The organism is Pseudomonas medicaginis (genome assembly GCF_965119365.1).
In the GTDB taxonomy this organism is placed as follows: Bacteria; Pseudomonadota; Gammaproteobacteria; order Pseudomonadales; family Pseudomonadaceae; genus Aquipseudomonas.
In genome coordinates this window covers 2,799,714-2,822,269 of the sequence record NZ_OZ221631.1, presented here as the reverse complement: position 1 = coordinate 2,822,269, position 22,556 = coordinate 2,799,714, and the positions used below count along the sequence as shown (strand labels likewise).

At 57.5% G+C, this 22,556-nt stretch carries 26 protein-coding genes and 1 pseudogene; 18 read left to right on the top strand and 9 right to left on the bottom strand.

The annotated features are described in order from the left end of the window. Positions 1-88 precede the first annotated feature (88 nt). Genes ACMTA2_RS12585 through ACMTA2_RS12545 form a run of 9 tightly spaced genes read left to right on the top strand, consistent with a single transcriptional unit; the run spans position 89 to position 7,553 of the window. Positions 89-424, top strand: a complete 336-nt coding sequence (locus ACMTA2_RS12585) for an integrative conjugative element protein, RAQPRD family (protein WP_137204805.1) — start codon at positions 89-91, stop codon at positions 422-424. Further along, positions 421-660, top strand: coding sequence for a TIGR03758 family integrating conjugative element protein (locus tag ACMTA2_RS12580; RefSeq protein ID WP_137204804.1), 240 nt, complete (start codon positions 421-423; stop codon positions 658-660). Before ACMTA2_RS12585 ends, ACMTA2_RS12580 begins: the two co-directional genes overlap by 4 nt. Positions 661-677: 17 nt before the next feature. After that, positions 678-1,049, top strand: a complete 372-nt coding sequence (locus tag ACMTA2_RS12575; RefSeq protein ID WP_413795093.1) for a TIGR03745 family integrating conjugative element membrane protein — start codon at positions 678-680, stop codon at positions 1,047-1,049. A gap of 7 nt (positions 1,050-1,056) precedes the next feature. Further along, positions 1,057-1,470 (top strand): TIGR03750 family conjugal transfer protein, encoded by a 414-nt coding sequence (locus ACMTA2_RS12570; RefSeq protein ID WP_137204802.1) that lies wholly within the window; start codon positions 1,057-1,059, stop codon positions 1,468-1,470. Then, positions 1,467-2,108 (top strand): PFL_4703 family integrating conjugative element protein, encoded by a 642-nt coding sequence (locus tag ACMTA2_RS12565; protein ID WP_014338741.1) that lies wholly within the window; start codon positions 1,467-1,469, stop codon positions 2,106-2,108. The genes ACMTA2_RS12570 and ACMTA2_RS12565 overlap by 4 nt, the downstream gene beginning before the upstream one ends. After that, positions 2,105-2,917, top strand: coding sequence for a TIGR03749 family integrating conjugative element protein (locus ACMTA2_RS12560; RefSeq protein WP_137204800.1), 813 nt, complete (start codon positions 2,105-2,107; stop codon positions 2,915-2,917). Before ACMTA2_RS12565 ends, ACMTA2_RS12560 begins: the two co-directional genes overlap by 4 nt. Then, positions 2,907-4,421 (top strand): TIGR03752 family integrating conjugative element protein, encoded by a 1,515-nt coding sequence (locus ACMTA2_RS12555; protein ID WP_413795092.1) that lies wholly within the window; start codon positions 2,907-2,909, stop codon positions 4,419-4,421. Before ACMTA2_RS12560 ends, ACMTA2_RS12555 begins: the two co-directional genes overlap by 11 nt. After that, the gene (locus ACMTA2_RS12550) at positions 4,384-4,800 is read left to right on the top strand and encodes a TIGR03751 family conjugal transfer lipoprotein (RefSeq protein WP_081352440.1); all 417 of its coding nucleotides are present in this window, start codon (positions 4,384-4,386) and stop codon (positions 4,798-4,800) included. Before ACMTA2_RS12555 ends, ACMTA2_RS12550 begins: the two co-directional genes overlap by 38 nt. Then, the gene (locus tag ACMTA2_RS12545) at positions 4,800-7,553 is read left to right on the top strand and encodes a conjugative transfer ATPase (protein WP_413795091.1); all 2,754 of its coding nucleotides are present in this window, start codon (positions 4,800-4,802) and stop codon (positions 7,551-7,553) included. The genes ACMTA2_RS12550 and ACMTA2_RS12545 overlap by 1 nt, the downstream gene beginning before the upstream one ends. A gap of 41 nt (positions 7,554-7,594) precedes the next feature. Here ACMTA2_RS12545 and ACMTA2_RS12540 read toward each other — a convergent pair whose 3' ends face one another. Further along, positions 7,595-7,852, bottom strand: a complete 258-nt coding sequence (locus ACMTA2_RS12540) for a LasR-specific antiactivator QslA (RefSeq protein ID WP_413795090.1) — start codon at positions 7,850-7,852, stop codon at positions 7,595-7,597. Positions 7,853-8,010: 158 nt separating this feature from the next. Between ACMTA2_RS12540 and ACMTA2_RS12535 the strand changes: the two genes are divergently transcribed. The 5 genes from ACMTA2_RS12535 (at position 8,011) to ACMTA2_RS12515 (ending at position 12,577) form a co-directional block, all read left to right on the top strand. Next, the gene (locus tag ACMTA2_RS12535) at positions 8,011-8,265 is read left to right on the top strand and encodes a helix-turn-helix domain-containing protein (RefSeq protein ID WP_046062023.1); all 255 of its coding nucleotides are present in this window, start codon (positions 8,011-8,013) and stop codon (positions 8,263-8,265) included. Positions 8,266-8,380: 115 nt separating this feature from the next. After that, positions 8,381-9,337, top strand: a complete 957-nt coding sequence (locus ACMTA2_RS12530; protein ID WP_413795089.1) for a TIGR03756 family integrating conjugative element protein — start codon at positions 8,381-8,383, stop codon at positions 9,335-9,337. Next, complete coding sequence (locus ACMTA2_RS12525) at positions 9,334-10,716, top strand: integrating conjugative element protein (protein WP_413795088.1); 1,383 nt, start codon at positions 9,334-9,336, stop codon at positions 10,714-10,716. The genes ACMTA2_RS12530 and ACMTA2_RS12525 overlap by 4 nt, the downstream gene beginning before the upstream one ends. A 3-nt stretch (positions 10,717-10,719) precedes the next feature. Further along, positions 10,720-11,028 carry a hypothetical protein gene (locus ACMTA2_RS12520; protein ID WP_413795087.1) on the top strand — a complete coding sequence of 103 codons (309 nt, stop codon included), beginning with the start codon at positions 10,720-10,722 and terminating at the stop codon, positions 11,026-11,028. Positions 11,029-11,038: 10 nt separating this feature from the next. Continuing rightward, a complete protein-coding gene (locus ACMTA2_RS12515; RefSeq protein WP_413795086.1) occupies positions 11,039-12,577 on the top strand; it encodes a conjugal transfer protein TraG N-terminal domain-containing protein in 1,539 nt (512 codons plus the stop codon). Here the strand turns inward: ACMTA2_RS12515 and ACMTA2_RS12510 are convergent. Next, positions 12,570-12,980, bottom strand: a complete 411-nt coding sequence (locus tag ACMTA2_RS12510) for a DUF3742 family protein (protein ID WP_310360524.1) — start codon at positions 12,978-12,980, stop codon at positions 12,570-12,572. The genes ACMTA2_RS12515 and ACMTA2_RS12510 overlap by 8 nt on opposite strands. Before the next feature lie 450 nt (positions 12,981-13,430). Here ACMTA2_RS12510 and ACMTA2_RS12505 point away from each other — a divergent pair, with 450 nt between their 5' ends. After that, complete coding sequence (locus tag ACMTA2_RS12505) at positions 13,431-13,760, top strand: hypothetical protein (protein ID WP_074845393.1); 330 nt, start codon at positions 13,431-13,433, stop codon at positions 13,758-13,760. A gap of 132 nt (positions 13,761-13,892) precedes the next feature. Further along, entirely contained in the window at positions 13,893-14,855 is a 963-nt protein-coding gene (locus tag ACMTA2_RS12500) for an ArdC family protein (protein ID WP_413795085.1), read from the top strand. Between the two features lie 134 nt (positions 14,856-14,989). Here the strand turns inward: ACMTA2_RS12500 and ACMTA2_RS12495 are convergent, their stop codons facing one another. Next, on the bottom strand, positions 14,990-15,184 hold the full coding sequence (locus ACMTA2_RS12495; RefSeq protein ID WP_413795084.1) for a DUF7740 domain-containing protein: 195 nt from the start codon (positions 15,182-15,184) through the stop codon (positions 14,990-14,992). A gap of 232 nt (positions 15,185-15,416) precedes the next feature. On the opposite strand from ACMTA2_RS12495, the gene mobH reads away from it, so the two are divergent. Then, positions 15,417-17,147: a MobH family relaxase gene (mobH, locus tag ACMTA2_RS12490; protein WP_413795640.1), complete on the top strand. Its 1,731-nt coding sequence runs from the start codon at positions 15,417-15,419 to the stop codon at positions 17,145-17,147. Positions 17,148-17,274: 127 nt separating this feature from the next. On the opposite strand, the pseudogene tnpC (ACMTA2_RS12485) reads toward mobH, so the two are convergent. Continuing rightward, positions 17,275-17,927 (bottom strand): annotated as a pseudogene (gene tnpC, locus ACMTA2_RS12485) (IS66 family transposase); the annotation flags it as partial. A 245-nt stretch (positions 17,928-18,172) separates the two neighbouring features. On the opposite strand from tnpC (ACMTA2_RS12485), the gene ACMTA2_RS12480 reads away from it, so the two are divergent. After that, positions 18,173-18,679, top strand: coding sequence for a hypothetical protein (locus ACMTA2_RS12480; RefSeq protein WP_413795083.1), 507 nt, complete (start codon positions 18,173-18,175; stop codon positions 18,677-18,679). A gap of 42 nt (positions 18,680-18,721) precedes the next feature. Here ACMTA2_RS12480 and ACMTA2_RS12475 read toward each other — a convergent pair whose 3' ends face one another. The 5 genes from ACMTA2_RS12475 to ACMTA2_RS12455 form a co-directional block, all read right to left on the bottom strand. After that, positions 18,722-19,228, bottom strand: a complete 507-nt coding sequence (locus ACMTA2_RS12475) for a P-loop nucleotide/nucleoside kinase family protein (RefSeq protein WP_212795724.1) — start codon at positions 19,226-19,228, stop codon at positions 18,722-18,724. A gap of 20 nt (positions 19,229-19,248) precedes the next feature. Then, entirely contained in the window at positions 19,249-20,784 is a 1,536-nt protein-coding gene (gene tnpC / locus ACMTA2_RS12470) for an IS66 family transposase (protein ID WP_212795864.1), read from the bottom strand. Between the two features lie 49 nt (positions 20,785-20,833). Beyond that, positions 20,834-21,169 (bottom strand): IS66 family insertion sequence element accessory protein TnpB, encoded by a 336-nt coding sequence (gene tnpB, locus ACMTA2_RS12465; RefSeq protein ID WP_244864294.1) that lies wholly within the window; start codon positions 21,167-21,169, stop codon positions 20,834-20,836. Then, positions 21,166-21,498 (bottom strand): IS66-like element accessory protein TnpA, encoded by a 333-nt coding sequence (gene tnpA / locus ACMTA2_RS12460; protein WP_212795725.1) that lies wholly within the window; start codon positions 21,496-21,498, stop codon positions 21,166-21,168. The genes tnpB and tnpA overlap by 4 nt, the downstream gene beginning before the upstream one ends. Positions 21,499-21,653: 155 nt before the next feature. Continuing rightward, positions 21,654-22,520: a GIY-YIG nuclease family protein gene (locus ACMTA2_RS12455; RefSeq protein ID WP_413795082.1), complete on the bottom strand. Its 867-nt coding sequence runs from the start codon at positions 22,518-22,520 to the stop codon at positions 21,654-21,656. Positions 22,521-22,556: the final 36 nt, after the last annotated feature.

Here is a 22,556-nt window from a genome sequence, read left to right as displayed (position 1 = left end):
CAAAAACGATTGTCTCTGCTTCAGTTTTCCTAGGGATTTAGCTAGTCACTTTCACAATCCTGCACGTGAGAATCCAGAGCCAATCGCCATGCTTACTCCCTTCATCCCCCGCCCTCTGATTTCCATATTGTTGGTGGCGTGCAGCTGCGCCAACGCGACACCCAGTCAAGAACCGGTTGAGATGGAGCTCATCCAAAAACAGCTTGAGGTTACCGAGCACCTCGCGAATCGCGCAAATACAAACAATACTCTAGGCACGTCCACACGATATCGCTTCGACTATCCCCGCCTAATTCAAGACATCCAGCGCATCCGCCACGGTGTGCAGGATTATCTTTCCCCTTCTCGCGCTCAACCCCGCGATCCCGCCGAACTCGTCGGCGATTACCGCCTCGACACCCCGCTAACGGAGCCGTCGCCATGAGCATGACTGACGCTCAGACCGCTGCGTTCCAAAACGCCTCCGGCTTCGCACCGCAAAGCAGTTCGACGCTCTGGCTGTCCCTGGTTCTCGTCCTGGTATTGCTCTGGTGCGCCTGGGTGATGTGGACGGCTTACCGAGGGTGGGCGACTGGCAGTGTGCGCTTTGGAGCCTTCGGCGGCATTGCCGCGCGCGTTTTGCTCGCCCTACTCGTCCTGATGTTCTTCACCTTGTCCTAATCCAGGAGATCGCCGCCATGCTCAAGTATTTTTCCCCCCTGAAAAACAACCTGCGCGATCGTGCCAGCCAGCGCCTAATCGGTCTGTTGTTGGTGCTCAGTCCAAGCCTGGCTTTTGCCGAGCTCCCCACTATGGAAGCGCCTTCTCGTGGTGAAGGTTCCGGGTTGATCGAGACGATCAAAAACTACGCCTACGACGGCGGCATCCTGCTCGGTCTGCTGATCGCTCTGCTCGCGTTTCTCGGCGTGGCCTGGCACTCCCTGACCGTCTATGCCGACGTGCAGAACCAGCGCAAGACCTGGAAGGACCTCGGCGCCGTGGTAGGCATCGGCGCCTTGCTGGTGGTGATCATTATCTGGTTCTTAACCAAGGCTGCCGCAATTCTGTGAGGCCGACATGAACGACACTATCGAACGCCTTGCCGACGGCACCTTAGTGTTTCTGCCTGAGCGACTCAATCGTGATCCTGCCGTGTTGCGCGGTTTGACTAATGATGAGATGTGGGTAGCGCTCGGTACCGGCGCAATCATTGGGCTGGTGCTGGGAGTTCCTCTGGCGATTGCCACCGCCTCCATTGCCGTGGCGCCAACCAGCATGATCGCAGGCATGGCGGTAGTGTTATTGGCCGGTGGAGCGCTACTGCGTCGGGCCAAACGAGCCCGCCCCGAGACCTGGTTATACCGCAAAATCGAATGGGTCCTCGCCAGCCGTTGGCGCCTGGGTCGCGGAAGTTTGATCCTTCACTCCGGCGCCTGGACGGTTCGCCGCTCGCGTCGGCTGCGCCCTGCTCTGTCCCGGTGGCAGCGATGAGCCGCTTTCGAAACAAGGTCGATGCCCAACAGGCGCATATCTTCAGCCTGCGTTTGGCGGTAATGATCCTTGCCCTGGTCTGTGCCGGGCTCTGGTACGGCTGGCGTTCGGCACCGACCGATCTGACCGTGCATGTACCACCAGATCTGCGCTCGGGCAGCACTCGCAAGTGGTGGGATATCCCCTCAGAAAATATCTATGCCTTTGCCCTGTATATCTTTGGTCAGCTAAACCGCTGGCCCTCGGATGGCGAGCAGGATTATCGCCGCGCCATCTATGGCTTGCAGTCCTACCTGACACCTGCCTGCAAAGCCTTCCTCGACGGCGACTACGAATACCGCAAGGCCGCCGGTGAACTGCGCCAGCGAGTGCGCGGGGTCTACGAAATTCTGGGCCGCGGTTACAGCGAAGATCCGGAACTCAGGGTCAAGCAACTCGACCGCGACAGCTGGCTGGTCACCCTCGACCTCAACGCTGATGAATATTACGCCGCGGAACCGGTGAAACGGGTGGTGGTGCGCTATCCACTACGCGTGGTGCGGTTCGACCTCGATCCCGAACACAACAAGTGGGGACTGGCACTGGATTGTTATCAAGGCACGCCACAAAAAATCGCTCTGCCTGGAGGTGATTCATGAAGCGGATTTCTACCCCGGCGCTCACCATCGCACTGATGCTATGGGGAGTTGCAGCGCAGGCCGTCGAGTTGATGCGCTGGGAACGCCTCCCTCTCGCGGTCCCACTGGTGATCAATCAGGAGCGGGTGGTCTTTGTCGATGAGGCTGTTCGCGTCGGAGTGCCCTCAACCCTGACGGGCAAGCTGCGCGTGCAATCAACTGGCGGCACGCTGTACCTGCGCGCGTCGGAGGCCATCGCCCCGACCCGCCTACAGCTGCAATCTGTCGCGACGGGAGAGATCATCCTCTTGGACATTGCGGCCACGCCTGGCGATCAACCGCTGGAACCCGTGCGTATTCTTAAGAATGCTCAGGAGCAGCCTACCGAGGCTGAATCCAGCACCGTCCCTGCTCCAGAACGTACGCCAATCCCACTCGCTTTGACGCGCTACGCCGCGCAAAGCCTGTACGCACCTCTACGCACCGTGGAGTCCCTGCCCGGCGTACGTCGCGTCCCGCTAAAGCTGCGCACAGAACTGCCAACCCTGCTGCCGACCGAAAACGTGTCCAGCACGCCCGTCGCCGCCTGGCAACTCGGAGACTACTGGGTTACCGCAGTGAAGTTGCGCAACCGTGGCTCAGCGACGGTGCAACTCGATCCGCGTTGGCTACAGGCCAAGCTATTCGCCGCGGCATTCCAGCACACCTTCCTCGGACCTGTCGGCAGCGCCGAAGACACTACGGTTGCCTACCTCGTCACCCGCGGCGCCGGTCTTGAACACGCCGTGCTGCTCCTGCCTGTTTCGGAAGGTGCCGACGATGAAAGCTAACGCCTTACTTAAATGGCTAGTACCAGCTGTGCTGCTGGGCGTGGCTTTCATCATCCTGAAAACCTGGATAGCGGGTAGTACCTCCCCTCCAGAGCACCCAGTTGACCAGGACAATATTCAGTTATCCGCCGAGCAAGCCAAGTCGCTCGGTGTTGCGGGCGACACTCCACGCGATACGGTCGCCACCTTGATCGGCCAAGTGAAGGCCATGCGTAGCGACATGCTCGGCTTGAAGAAACACAACGATTCGCTGCAGGCGGAAAACAATCGTCTGCGGGACAGGGAAAACAGTATTGACTCGCGAATCCAGACGGCGCTTGGCAGCGTGACTCAACAGGTCGACGAAGGTCGCCGACAAACCAACGAGGCCCGACTCAAAGCGGAACAAGATAGTCGCCAGGCCCGTGGTCTGCTGACGCAATTGCAGGAGCAGCTGTCGGGGCTGACCGGCAAAGACAAGGATATGCCTATCGGACTGGGGCTTGAGCCGGGCGACGGCTCCCAGTTCGAACGGCAGCATTCTGCCAATGATGCACTGCAGTGGATTGAGCCCTCGGATGCTCTGCCCACCGACGCCCAAGGCAAAACCAAGACCGCATCCGCCCTGAGTCTGCCTACTGCCTTCAACTCACTGGAGGGTTTGAAGGACAATGCCATCGACCGCAGCCAGAAGCAGCTACGCGAGGTCACCAAGGGTGAACGTGACCAGACACGCTCCACTGATCGTACCGAAGGCGCGAAGCCGGTCTACACCATTCCCGAAAACGCGACATTGATGGGTTCGGTTGCCATGACTGCGCTGATCGGTCGAGTCCCGGTGGACGGCACGGTGAATGATCCCTACCCCTTCAAGGTGCTGGTTGGGCCCGAGAATCTGACGGCCAACGGCATCGATCTGCCAGACGTTGCGGGCGCCGTAATGAGCGGCACGGCGTCCGGTGACTGGACCCTGTCGTGCGTACGCGGACAGGTCGAGTCAATCACCTTTGTGTTTACCGACGGCACCATCCGCACGGTGCCTCAGCCGAAGGCGGTAGCCAGCCGCAACGCCGACACCGCCCAGAGTTCGAACACCGACAAGATTCGTGGCGGACTCGGTTACCTGTCCGATCCGTTTGGCATTCCTTGCATTGCCGGCGAACGCCGCTCAAACGCTCAACAGTACCTCGGCAGCCAGAGCTTGATCACTGCCGCCGGCGCCGGTGTCGCTGCCTTGCTCGGGGATGAGCAGAACAACAGCAGTGTGATCAGTTCCGGCGGCAGTACGCTCGGGGTTACCAACAACACAGGTAACAGCGCGCTGAGTTCAATTCTCAGTGGTGGGGTCAGCGACATCCGTGAGTGGATCAACGAACTCTATGGCGAGACCTTTGCTGCCGTGTACGTTCCACCAGCCGCCCAAGTCGCGCTGCATCTCGACCATGAGATTACCATCGACTACGAGCCCAAGGGCCGGAGCGTTCGCCATGAAAAAGACCACGTTTCTCTGCCTGACCTGGATTAGCGTTTTTTCCTTGGTCCTGACAGGGTGTTCCACTGACAAGGAGACGCTGCTGCCCCATGGCGAGCAAACCATGCTGGACATCTGGAACGGTGCCGGCTCACAGGGCACTCAGCAGCAACTGTTGGATGCTCGGCAACAGTTACGCCGCCCGTTGGCCCAGGCAGATTTCTCCGTTGCTCTCCAGGAGCCGTACACGCGCACAGCGGCGAACGAGATCCGCAACCTGTTCCCTCGCCTGCCCAATCCCGATCTGGTGCTGTACGTGTATCCGCACCTGAGCGGTACCGAGCAGGCACCGGTCCCGGGTTACTCGACCGTTTTTCCGTTTTACCAACGGGTACAGTACGCATTACCGGGTGAACGTCAGGAAGACTTGTAGTGCCTACCGACGACTCGGGCAAGGGCTCTTCTGCATGGAAAGCCTGGCGCCACCCATCGCGCCCTCGTGCCACCTTGACCGATGAAGCTGCACTGTATGCACACAGCCCCAGCTTCACCGATCATCTGCCTTGGGTTGAATACCTCGACACCGAGCAGTGTTTCCTACTGGATGACAATCGCTCGGTGGGCGCGGTGTTCGAGTTGCTGCCCATCGGCACCGAGGGGCGCGAGCCTGACTGGCTGATGGCGGCTCGTGATGCCCTCGAGGGTGCCCTGCAAGACAGCTTTGACGAGCTGGATCAAGCGCCTTGGGTGGCGCAGTTTTTCTGCCAGGACGACAACGACTTCGTCCCCCATCTGACCCGGCTCACCGATTATATTCAGAACAGCGCGCGCGGCACGGTCTTCACCGATACGTTTTTGGAACTCAGCCGTCGTCATCTGAAGGCTATCGCCAAGCCGGGAGGTCTGTTCGAGGACAAGGCCGTCACGCGCCTGCCCTGGCGTGGCAATAACCGGCGGGTGCGCCTGGTGGTCTATCGCTGGTTTGAGTCTGACGCTGATGAGACGGGACTCACCCCAGTGCAATCCCTGCAACAGGCTTGCGAACGTATCGGTGCTTCCTTGCAGGCGTGCGGGGTGCAATCGACACGAGTCGATGGCCGAGGTTTGTATGCCTGGTTGTTGCCCTGGTTCAATCCGGCACCCAGGCTCACCGATGAAGCGCCCGAAGAATTCTACCGCCGCGTGGCCTATCCGGAGTCAGGTGATGGCGAGTCACTGGAACTGCCCTTCGATCACGACTTTGCCGAGCGGCTGTTTTTCAACGAACCGCGTTCGGATGTGCAACAGGGACTCTGGTTTTTCGACGATCAGCCCCACCGGGTGATGGTGGTGGACAAACTGCGGCGGGCACCGTCGATTGGTCAACTCACCGGGGAAGCCCGCAAAGGCGACGCGGTGAATGCGCTGTTCGACCAGTTACCCGAAGGCACGGTGATGAGTCTGACCCTGGTGATCAAACCTCAAGATGTGCTCGAGGAGCAGCTGAACCGTCTGGCGCGCAAAGCCATCGGTGAAAACCTGGCCTCGACCCAGACCCGCCAGGATGTTGAAGAGGCTCGCGCGATCATCGGCCGTCAGCACAAGCTGTACCGGGGCACCCTGGCATTTTACGCGCGCGGTCACGATGAACAGCAATTGCATCAGCGATCGGTCAGCCTGGCCAACGCGCTGTTGGGCGCGGGGCTGCAACCGGTACGTGAGGGTGATGAAGTCGCCGCGTGCAACAGTTACCTGCGTTGGCTGCCGATGAATTACAACCCGGCCCGCGACACACGCAGCTGGTACACACGCCTGATGTTCGCTCAACACTTGGCAAATCTCGTTCCCATCTGGGGTCGCAGCACCGGCACCGGCCACCCGGGCATCACACTGTTCAATCGTGGTGGCTCGCCGTTGAGCTTTGATCCGTTGTCACGCCTAGACCGAGCTATGAACGGCCATCTGCTGTTGTTCGGCCCGACCGGCGCCGGTAAATCGGCCACCCTGGTCACCCTGCTGATGCAGGTCATGGCGGTGTACCGCCCTCGCCTGTTCATCGTTGAGGCCGGTAACTCATTCGGCTTGCAGGGCGACTACTTCGCAACGCAAGGCCTGTCGGTCAACAAGGTCCAATTGAAACCTGGTACCGCGGTCAGCCTCGCCCCGTTCGCCGATGCCTGGCGCCTGGTCGAGCAGCCGGATCAGGTGGCGAGTCTGTCGATCGATGAGCTGGACGATGAGGCGGTAACCAGTCGCGAAGACCAGCGCGACATTCTCGGCGAACTGGAAATCACCGTCCGCCTGATGATCACCGGCGGCGAGGCCAAAGAAGAGGCGCGCCTGAGTCGAGCCGATCGCAGTTTGATCCGCGAGTGCATCCTTGACGCGGCGCAGGCCTGCATCGCCGTAGGCCGGCAAGTGCTGACCCGCGACGTGCGGGACGCGTTGCTGCGCGTCGCCGCCGACCCGTACTTACCGGAAAAACGTCGTGAGCGTGCCCAGGAAATGGGTGAATCCATCGACCTGTTTTGCCAGGGTTTCGAGGGTGAACTGTTCGATCGCAAAGGTACACCTTGGCCCGAAAGCGATGTGACCATTGTCGATCTCGCCACTTATGCTCGCGAAGGCTACGAGGCACAGATGTCCATCAGCTACATCAGCCTGATGAACACCGTGAATAACCTTGCCGAACGAGACCAGTACCTGGGCCGACCGATCATCATGGTCACTGACGAGGGCCATATCATCACCAAAAACCCGCTGCTGGCGCCATTCGTAGTCAAGGGAACCAAGATGTGGCGCAAGCTCGGAGCCTGGTTCTGGCTGGCGACGCAAAACCTTGCCGACTTTCCTTCCGCCGCGCAGACCATGCTGAACATGATCGAATGGTGGATTTGTTTGAACATGCCGCCCGCGGAGATCGAAGAAATAGCACGCTTCAAGAAGCTCACGCCTGCACAGAAATCTTTGTTGCTCTCAGCCAGCAAAGAACCGGGGAAATATACCGAGGGAGTGGTGCTGTCGAAGAAGCTCGAAACGCTGTTTCGAGCCGTGCCGCCCAGCCTTTACCTCGCCCTGGCCATGACGGAACCCGAGGAAAAAGCAGAGCGCTGGACATTGATGCAGAACATTGGCTGTTCGGAGTTGGAAGCCGCTTACCGGGTAGCTGAACGGATCGATAGAGCGCGAGGCATAGAACCCGCATAGGGAAATCTACTCAAGTATCGCGCTCTAAAGTAAGCGGCCGGTTACTGCGATGCGCCTCGAAGCCGCTGCTGAATCCTCAACAAGAATCCGGCTTCAAAAGCATCTTGGCAGTTACCGATAGGAAAGGTCTTGCGTGTTTGGGCCAGCTCCCACCACAGTGGAGTCTCGCCGGGAGTATCGAGCCAAGCCTGGGCGCATTGCACGCCACGTTCGATCATAGGCGCAAATTCGCTGCCCCACGGTGTCAAAAGGCTCGGGCAGCCGTCCGCCGCCGGAATTGAAACGTAATTTTCGTCCATAGACACCTTAGCTTTCGATTATTTATTAATGCTCGGTCTGTTCTAAGCAGCATAGAAACAAAATTGACACTCGGCTTAAGCATCAAAAAAGCCCGAATCAGAGCCAATGTAGACTATATCCCGTGGATTGAGAGTCCCTCAAGGCGCAGTTTGCGCGCATGACTCAAGACTACGAACAGCTCCGTCTGCAACTCGCGGAAAATATCCGCTCGATGCGTCGCGTGAAGAACCTTACCCAGGAGCAATTGGCGCTCATGGCCGAGGTGGATCGTACCTACGTGAGTCAAATCGAACGAGGGGTAGGCAACCCGTCGTTGTTGGTCCTCTGCAAACTCGCCAACATTTTTGAAATCAAAACAGATCAGCTGCTCATTGAGTCTGACGCGCTTGCTCGTACGCTGAGCGCTGAATGACCCTCTGCTGATCTAGAAGATCGCTGTAAACCGACAATCCTGCGTTCGGTTTTCTCACTGACACCCCTCTCTCGATTATTGAACCTGTCCAGGCCATACACCCAGAGCCTGGATCATGTCTGCTGCCTGCCCGCGTATTTCGCCCCAGAAGCTACATCCTTTGGTGCTGAGCATCCTGCTGGCATCCGGGTCAAGCGTGGCGCTGGATACCGGCAGCATTACCGCCTCGGTGCTTTCTCCAGATTGCATCGAGTACAGGGTCGTCGGCATCTGCTTCTGGTTGCTCTGCACCCCTTTTGGCTGCACGGTTAAAAGCTCAACCAAGGTTCGTCATTTCGTTCCTGAACTGGTGGTCTCCAGCTATGCCACCACCGGTAGCAATCCGTGGACCGAGATGGCCGCTCTCGCCTCTCCCATCAGCGGTGCGGAAGGTGGCGGTAACCTGATCACGCCGAACACCCAGCGCGATAACCTGCCTCGTTTCAAAAATGTTGATGGCATCGGCCATCCCGGAGGCTGGGCCGCGACGCAACTTGCCTCGCAATCCGGCTACGCCTGCGCCAGCGGCGCCACTGCGTTCATGCCCTACTATCTGAGCACTTTGGACTCACTGGCCTGGCGTCATGGAATCCCGGAAAGCCTTTACCCCGAGTCGCTCGTGCCCGGGATCCGTGAAATCGGTCGTCAGCTCGCGGGCAACATGTGGGGCAACGTCTATCCCCGGCAAGGATTTCTGGTGCAACCCGACGATTTCAAAGCCGCTGCGGTGATGGCGCAGCGGGCGGGTGATGTTATTACCCGCAACTGGCAACCGCACGTGTATTTCCCGCTCATACCCGTACCACGCGATGGTTATTGGCCGCCAGGCCCAATCGTGGAAAACGACGCTTCGACCCATAAATGGCAATTGCTCTCCCCCCTAGTTCAACCCACATGTGCCATCTTCCCCAGTGCTCAGGTGCAGAGCGCGGATGGCGGCTACTCCTGGTCGCTGTGGCGTCCCTATAGCTGCTGCAAGCGTGAGGGACAGACCTTCCTGTTCAGCATCGACTTCGAAGGTGGTACGTCATGAGTCGACTTCTCGCAGGATCATGGTTGGGCCCGATGAGTTTTTTGCTCTGCGGGCTGCTCGCCGTGGTCACGCATACCCATGCCGCCGAGGACGATTACCGTCTAGGCACTCAAGGCGAAGTGCTCGACGACCGGGTGATGTACACCATCGGTGGCGGCTCGGCAGCGGGCTCGCCGAGCTCGCTCTATCGCCCCAACGGGCTCGGTGTCGGCGGCTCATGGCAAGCCAACATGATGTGCGGAAACATGAGCCTCACCAACACCCTGCAAAACCAGCTAAACGGCGTTACCGAAGGTTTCCAGCAGATCATGGGCAGCATTGTGCAGAACGCGACCCAAGCCGTGATGTCGCTGCCAGCATTGATCATCCAGCGCGCCAATCCCGGTCTCTACGAGTTGTTGAGTAACGGGGTGATGCAAGGACGTATTGACTTCGACCGTTCCAAGCTGACCTGCCAGGCCATGGCCGAGAAGATGGCGGACAAGGTCGGTCAAGCCGGCTGGGGCACATTGGCCAAGAACCAGGAGATGCAGGGCAACCTCGAACAAACCGGCGGTGATGCGGTGGCCGCGGTGAAAAACACCGAGGCCCGTAACGGCAATAATGGGGTGTCTTGGGTCGGCGGGCAGAAGGCTGGAGGTAACGGACAAACACCCATCCGGGCCACCTCCGATGTGGTGCGCGCGGGCTACAACCTGCTGCATAACCGGTCGGTGGATGACAGCGCCTCGATCAGTAGCAGTGATTGCCTGGGCGGCGCTATTTGCCAGGCATGGACCTCACCCCAAGAGGAATCCGAATGGGCTGTTCGAGTGCTGGGCGAGACCGAAGTCGCGACCTGCGACACCTGCGAGACTCTGCGGGCTACCGCTGGCAGCGGACTGACGCCGCTGATCCAGGAGGCCTACAGTGAACACCTCAAGACCCTGCAAGGCTTACTGTCCGGTTCTCTGCCGCCTACTCCTGACAATCTGAGCAAAGCCTCCAGCCCGATGCTGCCGGTGACCCGGGGGGTGATCGAAGCCCTGCGCGACGATCCTGACCAGGATCTATTGGCACGACGCTTGGCCAGTGAGACGGCCCTGTCCAGCGTGCTCGACAAAGCACTCCTGCTATTGCGCACGCTGCTGGCAGGCAGCCACGAACCGAACATCGCTTCCGCCGAACCGGCCCAAACGGCCTTGACGAAAAACATCGACACTCTGGAACGCGAAATCCGCCTGCTGCAGACCGAACTGCAGGTTCGGCAGATGCTGGCCACCAACACCGCCAGCCTGGTGCTCGATCGGCATGCCGGAGGCGCCGATGCTTCGCGTACCGTCGAGCAAGGCGACCCTGAGCCGGGCCGACTCAATGATGCTGACGCCAGGCGCAAGTGAGCCATGAAACGCTCACTGCTATTCACTTTGCTTTCAAGTCTAGGGATCGCCGCAGGGATGATCCTGACCGTCGCACTGATCGCCTGGATCGGCTGCACTGCGCTGGGCAGTTTCGGGGCCTGGCAGCAAGCCTTGGAATCGATACGGCCTTATCTGCGGTGGTGGCGTGTCCTGCTCTACGGCGTCCTCTTTGCACTCTGGTGGGACCTGCTGAGGCGCTACCGACATCGACCACAAGACCGACTGCGCGTGAAACGCGTCGGGACATTAGGGCTCTTGCTCTTTACCTGCGTCGAGCTCACTCGATTGTGAGGTCACCACCATGCTCATGAGCACCAACAGCTACCTGGAGTTTTACCTCTCCCTGCTGGCATGGATCATCAACAACGGTATCTGGAACGTCCTGTCCGATACTGGGCTGTTCGCCGCGCCCTTTGGTGCAATCATCTTGCAAGAATGGTTGTCGGCCCGTCAGCAAGGCGCGGATGAAGGCAACAAAGGATTGCTCTCTGTACCGCGGATAGAGAACCGGCTGTGGCTGGCCTACATCGTCGTCTTGTTCGGCTGCGCGCCGGTCTTTCCATTGAGCCTCACGTCAATGACGTTCGATGATGCAGCGAGCCAGCGCTGCGGTATCAGTGTGGCTAAGCCAGCAGAAACCGCCTGGGGGATCACCTTCAATACCATCGGCGAACGCTCCGCCAACGTGCCAATTTGGTGGTTTCTGGTGCACGCCTTGAGCAAAGGGGTGACGGCGGCGGCAACCGCCTCCATTCCCTGCGCACCGGATATCCGGCAGATGCGCATGGAGATCGACAGTTCGCGCATCGATAACCAGGTATTGCTGCAGGAAGTCGCCGACTTCACTCGTGACTGCTACGGCTATTCCCGCTCTCGGCTGTTCACCAATCGTCCGCAGCTGGATAAGGCGCAAAGTCATGATGCGTCCTGGATCGGCTCAAGCTATTTTCTCGACACTCCCGGCTACTACGACACCGATCGCTCACGGACACCGCGAGTCAGCTGGCCCTATGATGAAACCCGCGATATATCCTTGCCACGGCTGGAGAGTGGTGCAGGCTATCCCACCTGCAAACAGTGGTGGAGCGACAGTGGTGTCGGGTTGCGCGAGCGCTTGATCAAGCAGGTCGATCCTTCGCTGCTGACTCAGCTAAAAGATTGGTTGACTGGCCGTTCGAGTAACGAGATTGAGGATGCCACCCTGCGCGAACTGGTCAGCCCGCGCCAACAATCGATGTCTATGTCGCCCGGACAGGTGTACCAGGACTATGGCTCCAGTGCTCGCGGTGGGTCGATCAATCAGGGACTTAATAACCTGGCCACCAACACTGGGCTGGCCCTCGGTTCCTTCAGCAACTTCCCGGCGATGAACGCGCTACGCGCCGCTCTGCCGATGGTGCAGGCTTTCGTGATTATGGGCGTCATCATCAGCTTGCCGCTGATCCTGCTGGTCAGTACCTACCAATTGAAGACCGTCATGACGGTGACGTTCGCACTATTCACGCTGCACATGCTGACCTTCTGGTGGGAGTTGGCCCGCTGGGTCGACTCCAGCATGCTCGATACCTTGTACAACCAGGTGTCGGCGTCCAATCAGGTGCTGTTGTCGCTGCCCACATCCGGATTTATGGATGGAACCGTCACGGCACAGGTGATTGAGTATGTGATGGGGGCGATGTTCTTGGTTCTGCCAGGTCTATTTCTGGTTGCTATGAGCTGGGCAGGCTACGCAATTGGCAGCAGCCTTGAAGGGATGCTAGGAAGTGCGAGCAAGGCAGCGCATGGCGCGGCAGGCAAAGGCACAGATCAGCTGATGGGAGCTACGAAAAGGATCATCTGACGTCACTACTCGATGATTTGGAATGCCCGATGTAATGGCCGTTGTCGTCGTAATTGCCTAGATAGGAGTTGGCCCCTAAAAAGTCGGGACCTGGATCATTGCCTTCAAGATCCGCGTCAATGGCAGCCTTGGACAACAGGAGACCAATCACAGCAACCATCGTTACGACAGAAGCGACCAACCAGAAACCGATAAAAAGCAACCCAAGGATGAGTGCCAGCTTCGTAACCAGAAAGCTCCCACGAACCAATAGCCCACCCGCAGGCATACCTGTCGCCACCGCACGTTTAGCCACACGAGATTCAAATCCTTTCAACCTGCGATAAACACGTTTCACCGACATACCGCATGCATATGCCCAGCGGTGTGCGCGGGAGATTTGAAGTGGCTGCTGAGCCGGCATGATTGCGCCCTCTTCTGAGCGTGTTCCTGTGGAAATTGAGACTACAGCCTACTACTGAAAATCGCCCATGCTTAACCGTTTATCAGCTTGCTCGGTCAAAAAAATCTTCACTGGAAGACAGAAGACGCAACTCGTGCACCAGCGCCTCTATGGCCGTTGACCCATCCATATCATCCAGCTACATAGAGGGTACGGATCGCTGTTATCGACAGCACCTTCCCAGGTAGCCAGAGCCTTCAAAGCTACGTCACTCCGGTGATGGCTCCCCCCAAGTGCGATTAGCGTTCGGTGGCTCGCACGGTCACGTTTCACGGTGATGAACGCCTATTGCTCTCCCGAGCGTCTTTCGAGCTCGGCTCGTCCTAACCCCTCTTGTTTTTCTTCAACCCACCGCGGGAAATTCTTTCCCCTATGGGACAGGTTTCTTCGCGCTTTCAACGGAGGCACACCATGTCCGACTCACTCACAAGCGAAGCACTGAACACTCTGCGCTTGCCCGTTGTGTTCACTCCAGACGCGTGGCAACACGCAGTATTGCTCGATGGTTCAAGTCATCCTGAAAAGCTGCAGCTCGATAGGCTGAGCAACGTCGTACGCGCAGCCTTCAAAGCTCACCTGGCCGATCCAAACACACCCTACGTGGTGTTCGAGGTAGCCAAGTTCGGCTCAGCGAGTGATGCAGATCATGAGCCATTACTGCTACTGAGCCTCAGCCTGCTTCAGGCATCAGACCAACCTAACGCCTTGCTGATAGCGCTTGCGGAAGAGCAACAACGCTAAACGCAAACGGCCATACCCGGCCGCCGATTCACACTCAAACGGTGCGCGGTATTGCGCCATTCCAACCAACACCCACCGGGGAACCCTCCCCGACGGGAAAGGCGTTCCTCCGTTTTCTCCGAGGAAAATGCCATGCGTAATATCTATCAAGACGTGACAGACAAGATCGTTACCGCGTTAGACCAAGGCGTAGCCCCCTGGATCAAGCCTTGGTCCTCAAGTGGCTCAACTGACGTCGGTCATCACCAACCCTATCCCATCAACGCCGTCACGCAGCGTCCCTATTCGGGCATCAATTTACCGTTGCTCTGGGCCGAGGCCAGGTTGCAGGGGTTCACTCAAGATCGCTGGCTGACCTTCAATCAAGCCAAAAAAGCCGGCGGGCACATTCGTAAGGGTGAGCACAGCACCCTGGCAGTGCTCTACAAGCCGATGGAGCGCGAGGAACAGACCGAGTCAGGTCAACCCGTACTGGATGAAAACGGTCAGCCCAAGGTCGCCCACTTTGGCATTCTCAAGACGCATTTTCTGTTCAACATCGAGCAGACGGAGGGACTCGAAACGCTCAACGAAACCGTGCTCGAGACAGAACCGGGCGATCCCTTCTTCCCCAACAGTGCTGCCGAAAACCTGTTGCTAAGTTCGGGCGCGCATATCATTCATCGATTTGCCGACGAAGCCTTTTACCACCCGATCAGGGATCTCATCCAACTGCCGACAAAATCGCAATTCCACGATCAAGGTGGATACTACGCCACTGCACTTCACGAGCTGACGCACTGGACCGGACACCACTCTCGATTGCAGCGCGAAGGCGTGACCTCTCCGTGTCCATTTGGCTCGCCAGGCTATGCATTTGAAGAGTTGATCGCCGAAATGGGCGCCGCTTTTTTATGTGCCTACGCCGGTATACGGGGAGAGCTTCGGCACGAGGGCTATATCGACTCCTGGCTCGGCCTGCTGAAGGCTGACAACCGCGCGATCTTCCGCGCCAGTGGCCAGGCCCGATGCGCGTCGGAGTATGTGCTCAACCTGGAACAGCAACGGAAGCAGTCGGGAATGGATGGCTTGCAAAGCATGAACGATGGAGCTTGATCGTCACCTCACCGCTGTACACGCTTCATAGGGTCCAACATGAGTTGGACCCTTTTTCTATGCCCAGAAAAATCCCCACACTGCGGTGCTCTGACGCAAAGAACATGAGGTAATCCCGTAACCGCAGTACGCCGTTACGTATCCAGATTCTCAGCCAGGTAATCCACCAGCTCGAGTGGACTTTGGCTATCGATCACCTTGTAGATCAGATCACGTTTGCTGCGCGGTAGCTTCTTGACCACGCTCTTCGCCGAGGCCCTGACAGCTTCGTCTGTCCCATGGATACGTGCCGCGAGCAGCAGCACGAGCGTGGCGTCAGTGAGATTCATGACAAGACCCAATAAAATTCGCACCGCAGTGTACCGACACTTTCCTTTTTCGCGCCAGCACGCGCCATCCAATAAAACGGCACCCGGACAAATCGATATTCCCATTGCCGCACAAAGGGAAACGCGTCAAAAGGACCGGTAAGGGTTGGAAGGGAATGGGGAGTCAAGGGTAAGAGCCCTATCCGAAAAGGCTAAAAGGCCGCTGACTCTGCCAGCTCCCGGGAGGATCATGATGCTCAGTCTGTTTCGGCAAAAAAGGCAAAAGCCTCCTCCGCCACCGACCATAAACGTCGCTGAAGGTTACCTGCCCGTCGAGTCGCCCCAGAGCTTGTTAGCCGCGGAGCACCGCCGTCAGTTGCTCGATCGCATCTGGCAGTACACCGCCCTCTCCCATCAGCAGTTCAGCCAGCTCTATTTAAATCCGATCCATCGATACGCCGAGCTGGTCCAGCACCTTCCAGCCAGCGAGACGCACCATCATGCTTATCTTGGCGGCATGCTCGATCATGGGTTGGAGCTGGTCGCTTGTAGTTTGAAACTGCGTCAGTCGTATCTGCTTCCCACCGGTGCCGCACCCGAAGACCAAGCAGCCCAGACCGACGCTTGGTCCGCTGGCATCGCCTATGGCGCGTTGCTCCATGACATCGGCAAGATTGCCGTGGACCTGTTTGTCGAACGCCAGGATGGCCGTGTTTGGCATCCTTGGCAGGGTTCCCTGGATCAGCCGTATCGTTTCCGCTATCTCAAGGGGCGCGACTACCACCTGCACGGCGCGGCCGCAGGCTTGCTCTACAACCAGATTCTCGACCGGCCAATCCTCGATTGGCTCAGTGGATTTCCGCCACTGTGGGCCAATCTGCTGTATATCCTGGCGGCCCAGTACGAACGTGCCGGCGTGCTCGGAGAGTTGGTGATGCAGGCCGACCGCGTTTCCACCGCACAGAACATCGGTGGTAACCCGAGCAAGGCGCTGCAAGCGCCGACTCATTCACTGCAACACCACTTGATCAGTGGACTTCGTCATCTCGTTCAGCACGAGCTGAAACTCAACCAGCCAGGTGCCGCGGGATGGCTGACCCAGGACGCACTCTGGCTCGTCAGCAAGACGGTCACAGACAAGCTGCGAGCCTATCTGTTGTCGCAGTCGATTGAGGGCATTCCCTCGTCCAATATCGCCGTGTTTGACGAGCTGCAGTCGCATGGGCTGGTCGAGTCCGCGCCAGAAGGCAAAGCCATCTGGACTGCGCTTGTCGCGCAGGGGAACTGGCAGCAGAGTTTTACCTTTTTGCGCCTCCAACCAGCACTGATTTGGGGGAGCGAAGATCGGCCTGAGGCTTTCAGCGGAACGGTGAGCATTGCGACCCATGACCACTCAACTGACACCCCGGTACCAACACCAACGCCCGAGACAGCCAGTACAAGATCAGATCAAAGTCAACCGCAGCCGGACGCCTTGGCACTAGAGGATGCCGATTACCTCGGCACGCTGCTGGACATGTTCGAATTGAAAGAGCCTGAGGTCAGAAACGCACTGTCAGAAAGTGCTGTCGAAACTTCAACGCTTCAATCGGATAGCCCAGGCCAGGCATTCCTCAGTTGGGTCAAGGAAGGCATCCTGAGCCACAAGCTGATCATCAATGACAGCAAGGCCAAAATCCATACGGTGAGCGGCACTGTGTTCCTGGTCACGCCTGGCCTTTTTCAGCGCTACGTTCAGGAGTTTCCGGGCATCTCACTGAGGACCGATTCCGCAGGTGAGGAATGGCGATGGGTGCAGAAGCAATTTGAAAAACTGAAAACCCACCTAAAGCGTGATGATGGTTTGAACATCTGGATCTGTCAGGTGGAAGGTCCAAGAAAAAAAGGAACCCTCAAAGGCTATTTGTTAGAAAATCCAGCACTCTTATTCGAAGCTGGGCCGGTACCTGCCGATAATCCTTTCCTTAAAGTGGAAAAAGCATAAACGTCCGAAGCCTCCCAAAAGAGCTCAACACGCAGAGTCAACGCTGGCACACCCGCCACTGAACGGTACTCTTGCCGCCTCTCAGTGGCCCCAATGTTCAATGATGAACTTGATGCAGTAAGCACCGCATAGCACCATTTTCCAGGTAGTGCGTCAGCGCTACCCAGCGTTTAATACTGTAATCCAGGGTCTTGGACGTAGCCGAGCCCTCGGGTACACGTTTGCGTTGGGCCGGCATCCACTCATGAAGTTTTTCAGCGATGGGCGCTGCTGTTTCCTGGCGTAATCGCCACCTGTCTTCGCCGCTCATTTCCTTAGCGTGTCGCTCGACTTCGTACAGCCCGCCAATCGAGCGAAGCGCCTGCTCTGCCCACTGGCTTTTGTTCTCCACGTGCTGGTCGTAGAACTTGCGCCGAGTATGCGCCATACAGCCGATTTCGGTGATGCCCAACTCGAAGCTGGCCTTGTAGCCGGCGAGTCATCACAAATTAGCTTGTCGTTCCATGTGACCAGGAAGTTACGCGCATGTTCGCCGACACAACTGGGGCTGAAGTCGTAGACCACAGCCTTGAGTGCCGAGAATGGCGTGCTGCTGTAGGCCCAGACCTAAGCGCGGTAGGTTTTCTTCTCTCCTGGAGCCAGCATTTGTACCGGTGTTTCATCGGCGTGGACTACGCGCTAGGCCAGCACTGCTTCGCGCAGCGCATCGACCAGCGACTGAAGCTGCACGCCGGTTTGACCCACCCACTGCGCCAGTGTCGAGCGCGGGATACCGACGCCATCATGCACCAGCACTTTCACACGGTTGGCCCGACGGTTGGAAAGAGATCGGCACAGTGCCGCTTCGCCGCACCGAATACCGCGACCACTCTGGCCAATGCGCTCTCCGTGCCGGCACGCCATATTACATTTCCGCCATCTGGGGCTTCCCATTGGAGCGTGGTACCAGCCCTACCCATGCCCAAGGCAATTCGCCAGCATTGGTCTATCCTTGCTTTCTCAAGGTATTTCATGGAGAGATCTCAATGACTGGCGTTCAAGAGTTGGGCGAGGAAGATGTACCTGTTGTTGACGCATTTGAAGGCTGGCTTGGCGAGAGAAACCGCTGGTTGCAAACAGCAGCCAAGAATCTCATTGAAACCAAAAAGCCTCCAACGGATGACCAGGTCGCGGAGCTGGCTCGGCTCTGTATCACCGAATCAAAAAAAGGCGAAGATCCTGGCTTCGGTACAGTGACACCCGGCTCTCTGGCTCTTGCCGCCAACCGCCCAGCCATTCGTATAGACGGCATAACAGATGTCTATGGGCTGAATGCGGTGAAATCAGGAGCAGCACTACCCTTTTGTGCTGGTAACATAACCGTTTTCTATGGCCAGAACGGCTCAGGAAAAAGTGGGTACGCACGACTACTCAAACAAGCTTGTGGCTCAAGATCAAAAGACGAGATTCACCCCAATGTGTTTGTCGAAGAGCCGGAGGCTTGCCGAGCGACTTTCCAAATCTCCGTAGGAGGACAGGTAGGAAAAATGTAAGCGTCCCGCAATCACACCTTGCGGCATCGCGCTTAGCGCACCCTACTCACCGGTCAGTAGGCGTTCAGCGAGCATTGATACGGCTTGAGCTGGTAAAGTCACAGCCGTGTCTATCGTAAACGGTGCTTCAGCCCACGCTTCATATTCGTGATTTAACACAGATTGCCAGGTTGGTGGAGTCAACCCAGGAATATCGCCCAGCCTCGTTTCTACACGTCGCTGATGTTCATTTTTATCCGAGCAAATCACTTCAATATTCATCAACCTAACGCCAGCCCTTGAGGCGATTTCGCTCCAGGCCAGTCGGCTATCGATCACTGGATTTACACAGTCAACGACGACGGTGCGCCCTAGATCAAGATTACTCAGTGCAAGCTCATTAGCGACCATGTAACCGCTGCGCCCTACGCCTTGGGCAAGTACGCCAGAGTTTCGTATCGCTTGCTCAATAGTATCGATCCGCAGGTAGAACGCGCCCATCGTATCTACCAGCCCTTTGGCAATAGTAGTTTTTCCGGTTCCTGGAAGGCCGCTGAATACGATAAGCATTATCTGTCCTTCGTCGTGAGTTAACTCAATACTGGCCTTGGCCAGTTATGCGGTAGTAGTTGCCCAATTTCACTCGCCCGCTGTGTCGGTAACCGCGTCAGCACGTCCTTGAGATAGGCATACGGATCATGCCCATTGATGCGTGCAGACTGGATCAGACTCATGATTGCCGCAGCCCGTTTCCCGCTGCGCAAAGATCCGGCGAACAACCAGTTGGAACGACCAAGCGCCCATGGCCTAATTGTGTTTTCGACCGGGTTGTTGTCGATAGGCACGGCACCATCATCCAAGTAGCGCATCAGTGCTACCCAGCGTTTCAAGCTGTAGTCCAAAGCTTTGGCCGTAGCCGATCCTTCGGGCACAAGCTCGCGCTGAGCCAACATCCACTCATGCAGTTTATTTGCGATTGGCACAGCCATTTTCTGGCGCAACTGCCTGCGGTCTTCATCGCTCATTTCCTTGGCTTGTCGCTCGACCTCGTACAAGCCACCGATTGAGTGCAGTGCCTGCTCTGCCAGCTGACTTTTGTTCGCCACATGCAGGTCGAAAAACTTGCGGCGCGCGTGGGCCATGCAGCCGATTTCGGTGATGCCCAGCTCGAAGCTGGCCTTGTAACCCGCGAAGTCATCGCAGACCAGTTTGCCACTCCAAGTGCCAAGGAAGGTACGCGCATGTTCGCCTGCACGACTAGGGCTGAAGTCGTAGACCACTGCTTTCAGTGCTGAGAACGGCGCTGTGCAGTAAGCCCAGACATAGGCGCGGTGCGTTTTCTTCTCGCCCGGCGCCAACATCTGTACGGGCGTTTCATCGGCATGCACGACTCGCTGGGCTAGCACCGCTTCGCGCAGTGCATCTACCAACGGCTGGAGCTGCACGCCAGTTTGTCCGACCCACTGAGCCAGCGTTGAGCGCGGGATGGCCAAGCCTGCTCGGCCAAAGATCTTTTCTTGGCGGTACAGCGGCAGATGATCGGAGAACTTGGCCACCATCACATGGGCCAGCAGACCGGCAGTGGGGATGCCCTTGTCGATGACTTGCGCGGGCACCGGCGCCTGGATCAGTGTTTCGCACTGACGGCAGGCCCACTTTCCACGCACGTGCTGCTCGACAGTGAACACGCCTGGTGTGTAATCCAGTTTCTCGCTGATATCTTCGCCGATACGCTGAAGCTGGCAGCCGCAAGCGCACTGGGTGTTCTCTGGCTCGTGACGAATGACGGTACGTGGGAATTGCGGCGGCAACGGCACACGCTTGGGCTTTTGACGGGTTTCGTCCGGCGTTGGGGCAGGACGAAGTGCGTTTAGCTCAGCCTCAATGGCTTCAAGGTCAGTGTTGAGCAGGTCATCCAGCAAGTTGCCTTGCGCTGGGCTGATTTGCTCACTGCGCTTGGCGAACTTGTGGCGCTTGAGGATGGCAATCTCGTGAGAGAGCTGCTCGATGGTCGTCTCGTCACGGTTGATTTTTCTGCCCATGGTGTCGACCTTCGACAGCAACTGCGCAGCGAGAGCGCGCAGTTGATCGGGCGTCATTTGGTCGAGATTAGGCGAAGAAGTCATGCCGTGGATTTTACCAAAGCGACTCATCCGCCACAGCTGAAAGAAAGGGCTAAATCATTGTAATCGCGCCGTTAGCGCCGACCCGTTGCCACGGCAGGCCGAGCACCAGCGCTTGCAGTTGTTCGGCATCAAGTTCGACTTCCAGACCACGATGAATACCAGGCCAGTGGAACTTCCCTTGGTTTAGCCGTCGTGCAGCAAGCCAGATGCCGACGCCATCGTGCACGAGCACCTTCATCCGATTGGCGCGGCGATTGGCGAATAGATAAGCGGAGTGCGGCTTCGCCGCACCGAATACGGCGACCACGCGGGCCAACGCTGTATCTGTGCCCGCGCGCATGTCCATGGGTTCGGTGGCGAGCCAAATGGCATCGATGCGAATCACCGCAATAGCTCTCGAATAAAGCTTGCGCAGGCGACGGTACTGTCCACCGGCCAAGTCATTTTGACGGGTATGCGTGGATGCTGAATTTCAAGGCAGATGCTGGAAGGCTGATCAAGTGATCCACCACTCAGCGCCTGCGTATGCAGCGGGATGAACGCGGGCTGGATCGATTTGGCTTCTTGATTATGCAACCGAATCCACTTGTGAAGGAGGTTGGCGTTGAGGCTGTAGCCCAAGGCGATATTTGCGATGGAGGCGCCAGGTTCGGCGCACTCCTGAATGATCTGGGCTTTGAAGGACTTACTGTAGGTACGGCGCTGAGGGGGCATGAGAAATCCGCTTGATGGGCCAGAACTGGTGTCCACTTAAATTAGGTGGACACCATGGCCTTCGGCGGTTGCGTCAGGAAGGTGTGTTGGCCGGACGGATACCTTTCAACCTGGGGATCCACTGCTCATCTGCAGCGACGACGACTACGTCTAGGTTATGGAACCCCCTTCACTCTCGAATAAGTATTCCCGCTGATGATGTTTTGGATTTGGTCGACTCTCGCCCCTGTTCTCTTAGCAATCTCTTGCGGGCAATGGCTGGTGGCTAAGTCACGAATGGCCGTGATTTGGAGTATTGAAAGGCGGTCTGAACGGCTGCATATCTGGGCGGCGGCCCAAGCCTCGTCCTGCCACCTGTCGGCGATAGTTATGGGAGGAAGGCTTTTCCCTTGATGGCCAGTGAGCCACGCATCCACGACACCGTCTCGCTCATCCGGTGTAGCAATTACTCCGTCATTGAGTATTGAATGTTCCCTAAGGTATCGGAGACCAGCCTTGCCACCTGGGATCATGTTGAGCCTTCGCTCATCATCCCAGTGTCCCTCGATCAAAAATTTCTCAGTGTTGTAGAGTTTATCCAGGTCGTCCGTGATCGCCATCACCTTATGATGGATGTAAGTAATCCTTCCCGCTTCCCTCTCCTCTCTAAATTTTTGATGAAAATGTAGATTACTTCCCTTCTCCACTGCTCGAAGATGTTCAGCCCACCGGGTTTGCCATCGTCGCTTGGTTATCCCCACATAGAAGAAACCATCGTCGGGATAGGAATTACCCATTCCAAAAATGTGCTGATAAAGCGCGTACGCTTTGTCAGGCCATCGTTCGGGTGAGAGCAGGTAGTGTGCTGGAATGGTAAAAATAATGCTTGGAGCCTTGACTCCCGGAACGTGTGCTTCGAGTCGAAGTTCTTTGGCTGCACTGATGAGCGCCTCGTCGCTCACTATATCCAGCCGGATCAAAGGTCCTATAGCTATTTCGTCTTCAGCAAGAGGGCGCCCAGAAGCAAAGTCGCGCGCGCCCACGAACCTATGCCCAACCCTCACTGGTTGCTGGGGGAC

Coding starts and splice junctions, on each gene's coding strand:
- ACMTA2_RS12520 (WP_413795087.1), top strand. CDS start 10,720: ATGAAACGCTCACTGCTATTCACTTTGCTTTCAAGTCTAGGGATCGCC.
- ACMTA2_RS12535 (WP_046062023.1), top strand. CDS start 8,011: ATGACTCAAGACTACGAACAGCTCCGTCTGCAACTCGCGGAAAATATC.
- ACMTA2_RS12510 (WP_310360524.1), bottom strand. CDS start 12,980: ATGCCGGCTCAGCAGCCACTTCAAATCTCCCGCGCACACCGCTGGGCA.
- tnpC (WP_212795864.1), bottom strand. CDS start 20,784: ATGACTTCTTCGCCTAATCTCGACCAAATGACGCCCGATCAACTGCGC.
- ACMTA2_RS12515 (WP_413795086.1), top strand. CDS start 11,039: ATGCTCATGAGCACCAACAGCTACCTGGAGTTTTACCTCTCCCTGCTG.
- tnpA (WP_212795725.1), bottom strand. CDS start 21,498: ATGCCCCCTCAGCGCCGTACCTACAGTAAGTCCTTCAAAGCCCAGATC.
- ACMTA2_RS12550 (WP_081352440.1), top strand. CDS start 4,384: ATGAAAAAGACCACGTTTCTCTGCCTGACCTGGATTAGCGTTTTTTCC.
- ACMTA2_RS12495 (WP_413795084.1), bottom strand. CDS start 15,184: ATGAATCTCACTGACGCCACGCTCGTGCTGCTGCTCGCGGCACGTATC.
- ACMTA2_RS12500 (WP_413795085.1), top strand. CDS start 13,893: ATGCGTAATATCTATCAAGACGTGACAGACAAGATCGTTACCGCGTTA.
- ACMTA2_RS12540 (WP_413795090.1), bottom strand. CDS start 7,852: ATGGACGAAAATTACGTTTCAATTCCGGCGGCGGACGGCTGCCCGAGC.
- ACMTA2_RS12565 (WP_014338741.1), top strand. CDS start 1,467: ATGAGCCGCTTTCGAAACAAGGTCGATGCCCAACAGGCGCATATCTTC.
- ACMTA2_RS12560 (WP_137204800.1), top strand. CDS start 2,105: ATGAAGCGGATTTCTACCCCGGCGCTCACCATCGCACTGATGCTATGG.
- ACMTA2_RS12530 (WP_413795089.1), top strand. CDS start 8,381: ATGTCTGCTGCCTGCCCGCGTATTTCGCCCCAGAAGCTACATCCTTTG.
- ACMTA2_RS12475 (WP_212795724.1), bottom strand. CDS start 19,228: ATGCTTATCGTATTCAGCGGCCTTCCAGGAACCGGAAAAACTACTATT.
- ACMTA2_RS12585 (WP_137204805.1), top strand. CDS start 89: ATGCTTACTCCCTTCATCCCCCGCCCTCTGATTTCCATATTGTTGGTG.
- ACMTA2_RS12570 (WP_137204802.1), top strand. CDS start 1,057: ATGAACGACACTATCGAACGCCTTGCCGACGGCACCTTAGTGTTTCTG.
- ACMTA2_RS12525 (WP_413795088.1), top strand. CDS start 9,334: ATGAGTCGACTTCTCGCAGGATCATGGTTGGGCCCGATGAGTTTTTTG.
- ACMTA2_RS12505 (WP_074845393.1), top strand. CDS start 13,431: ATGTCCGACTCACTCACAAGCGAAGCACTGAACACTCTGCGCTTGCCC.
- ACMTA2_RS12480 (WP_413795083.1), top strand. CDS start 18,173: ATGACTGGCGTTCAAGAGTTGGGCGAGGAAGATGTACCTGTTGTTGAC.
- ACMTA2_RS12575 (WP_413795093.1), top strand. CDS start 678: ATGCTCAAGTATTTTTCCCCCCTGAAAAACAACCTGCGCGATCGTGCC.
- mobH (WP_413795640.1), top strand. CDS start 15,417: ATGCTCAGTCTGTTTCGGCAAAAAAGGCAAAAGCCTCCTCCGCCACCG.
- ACMTA2_RS12580 (WP_137204804.1), top strand. CDS start 421: ATGAGCATGACTGACGCTCAGACCGCTGCGTTCCAAAACGCCTCCGGC.
- ACMTA2_RS12555 (WP_413795092.1), top strand. CDS start 2,907: ATGAAAGCTAACGCCTTACTTAAATGGCTAGTACCAGCTGTGCTGCTG.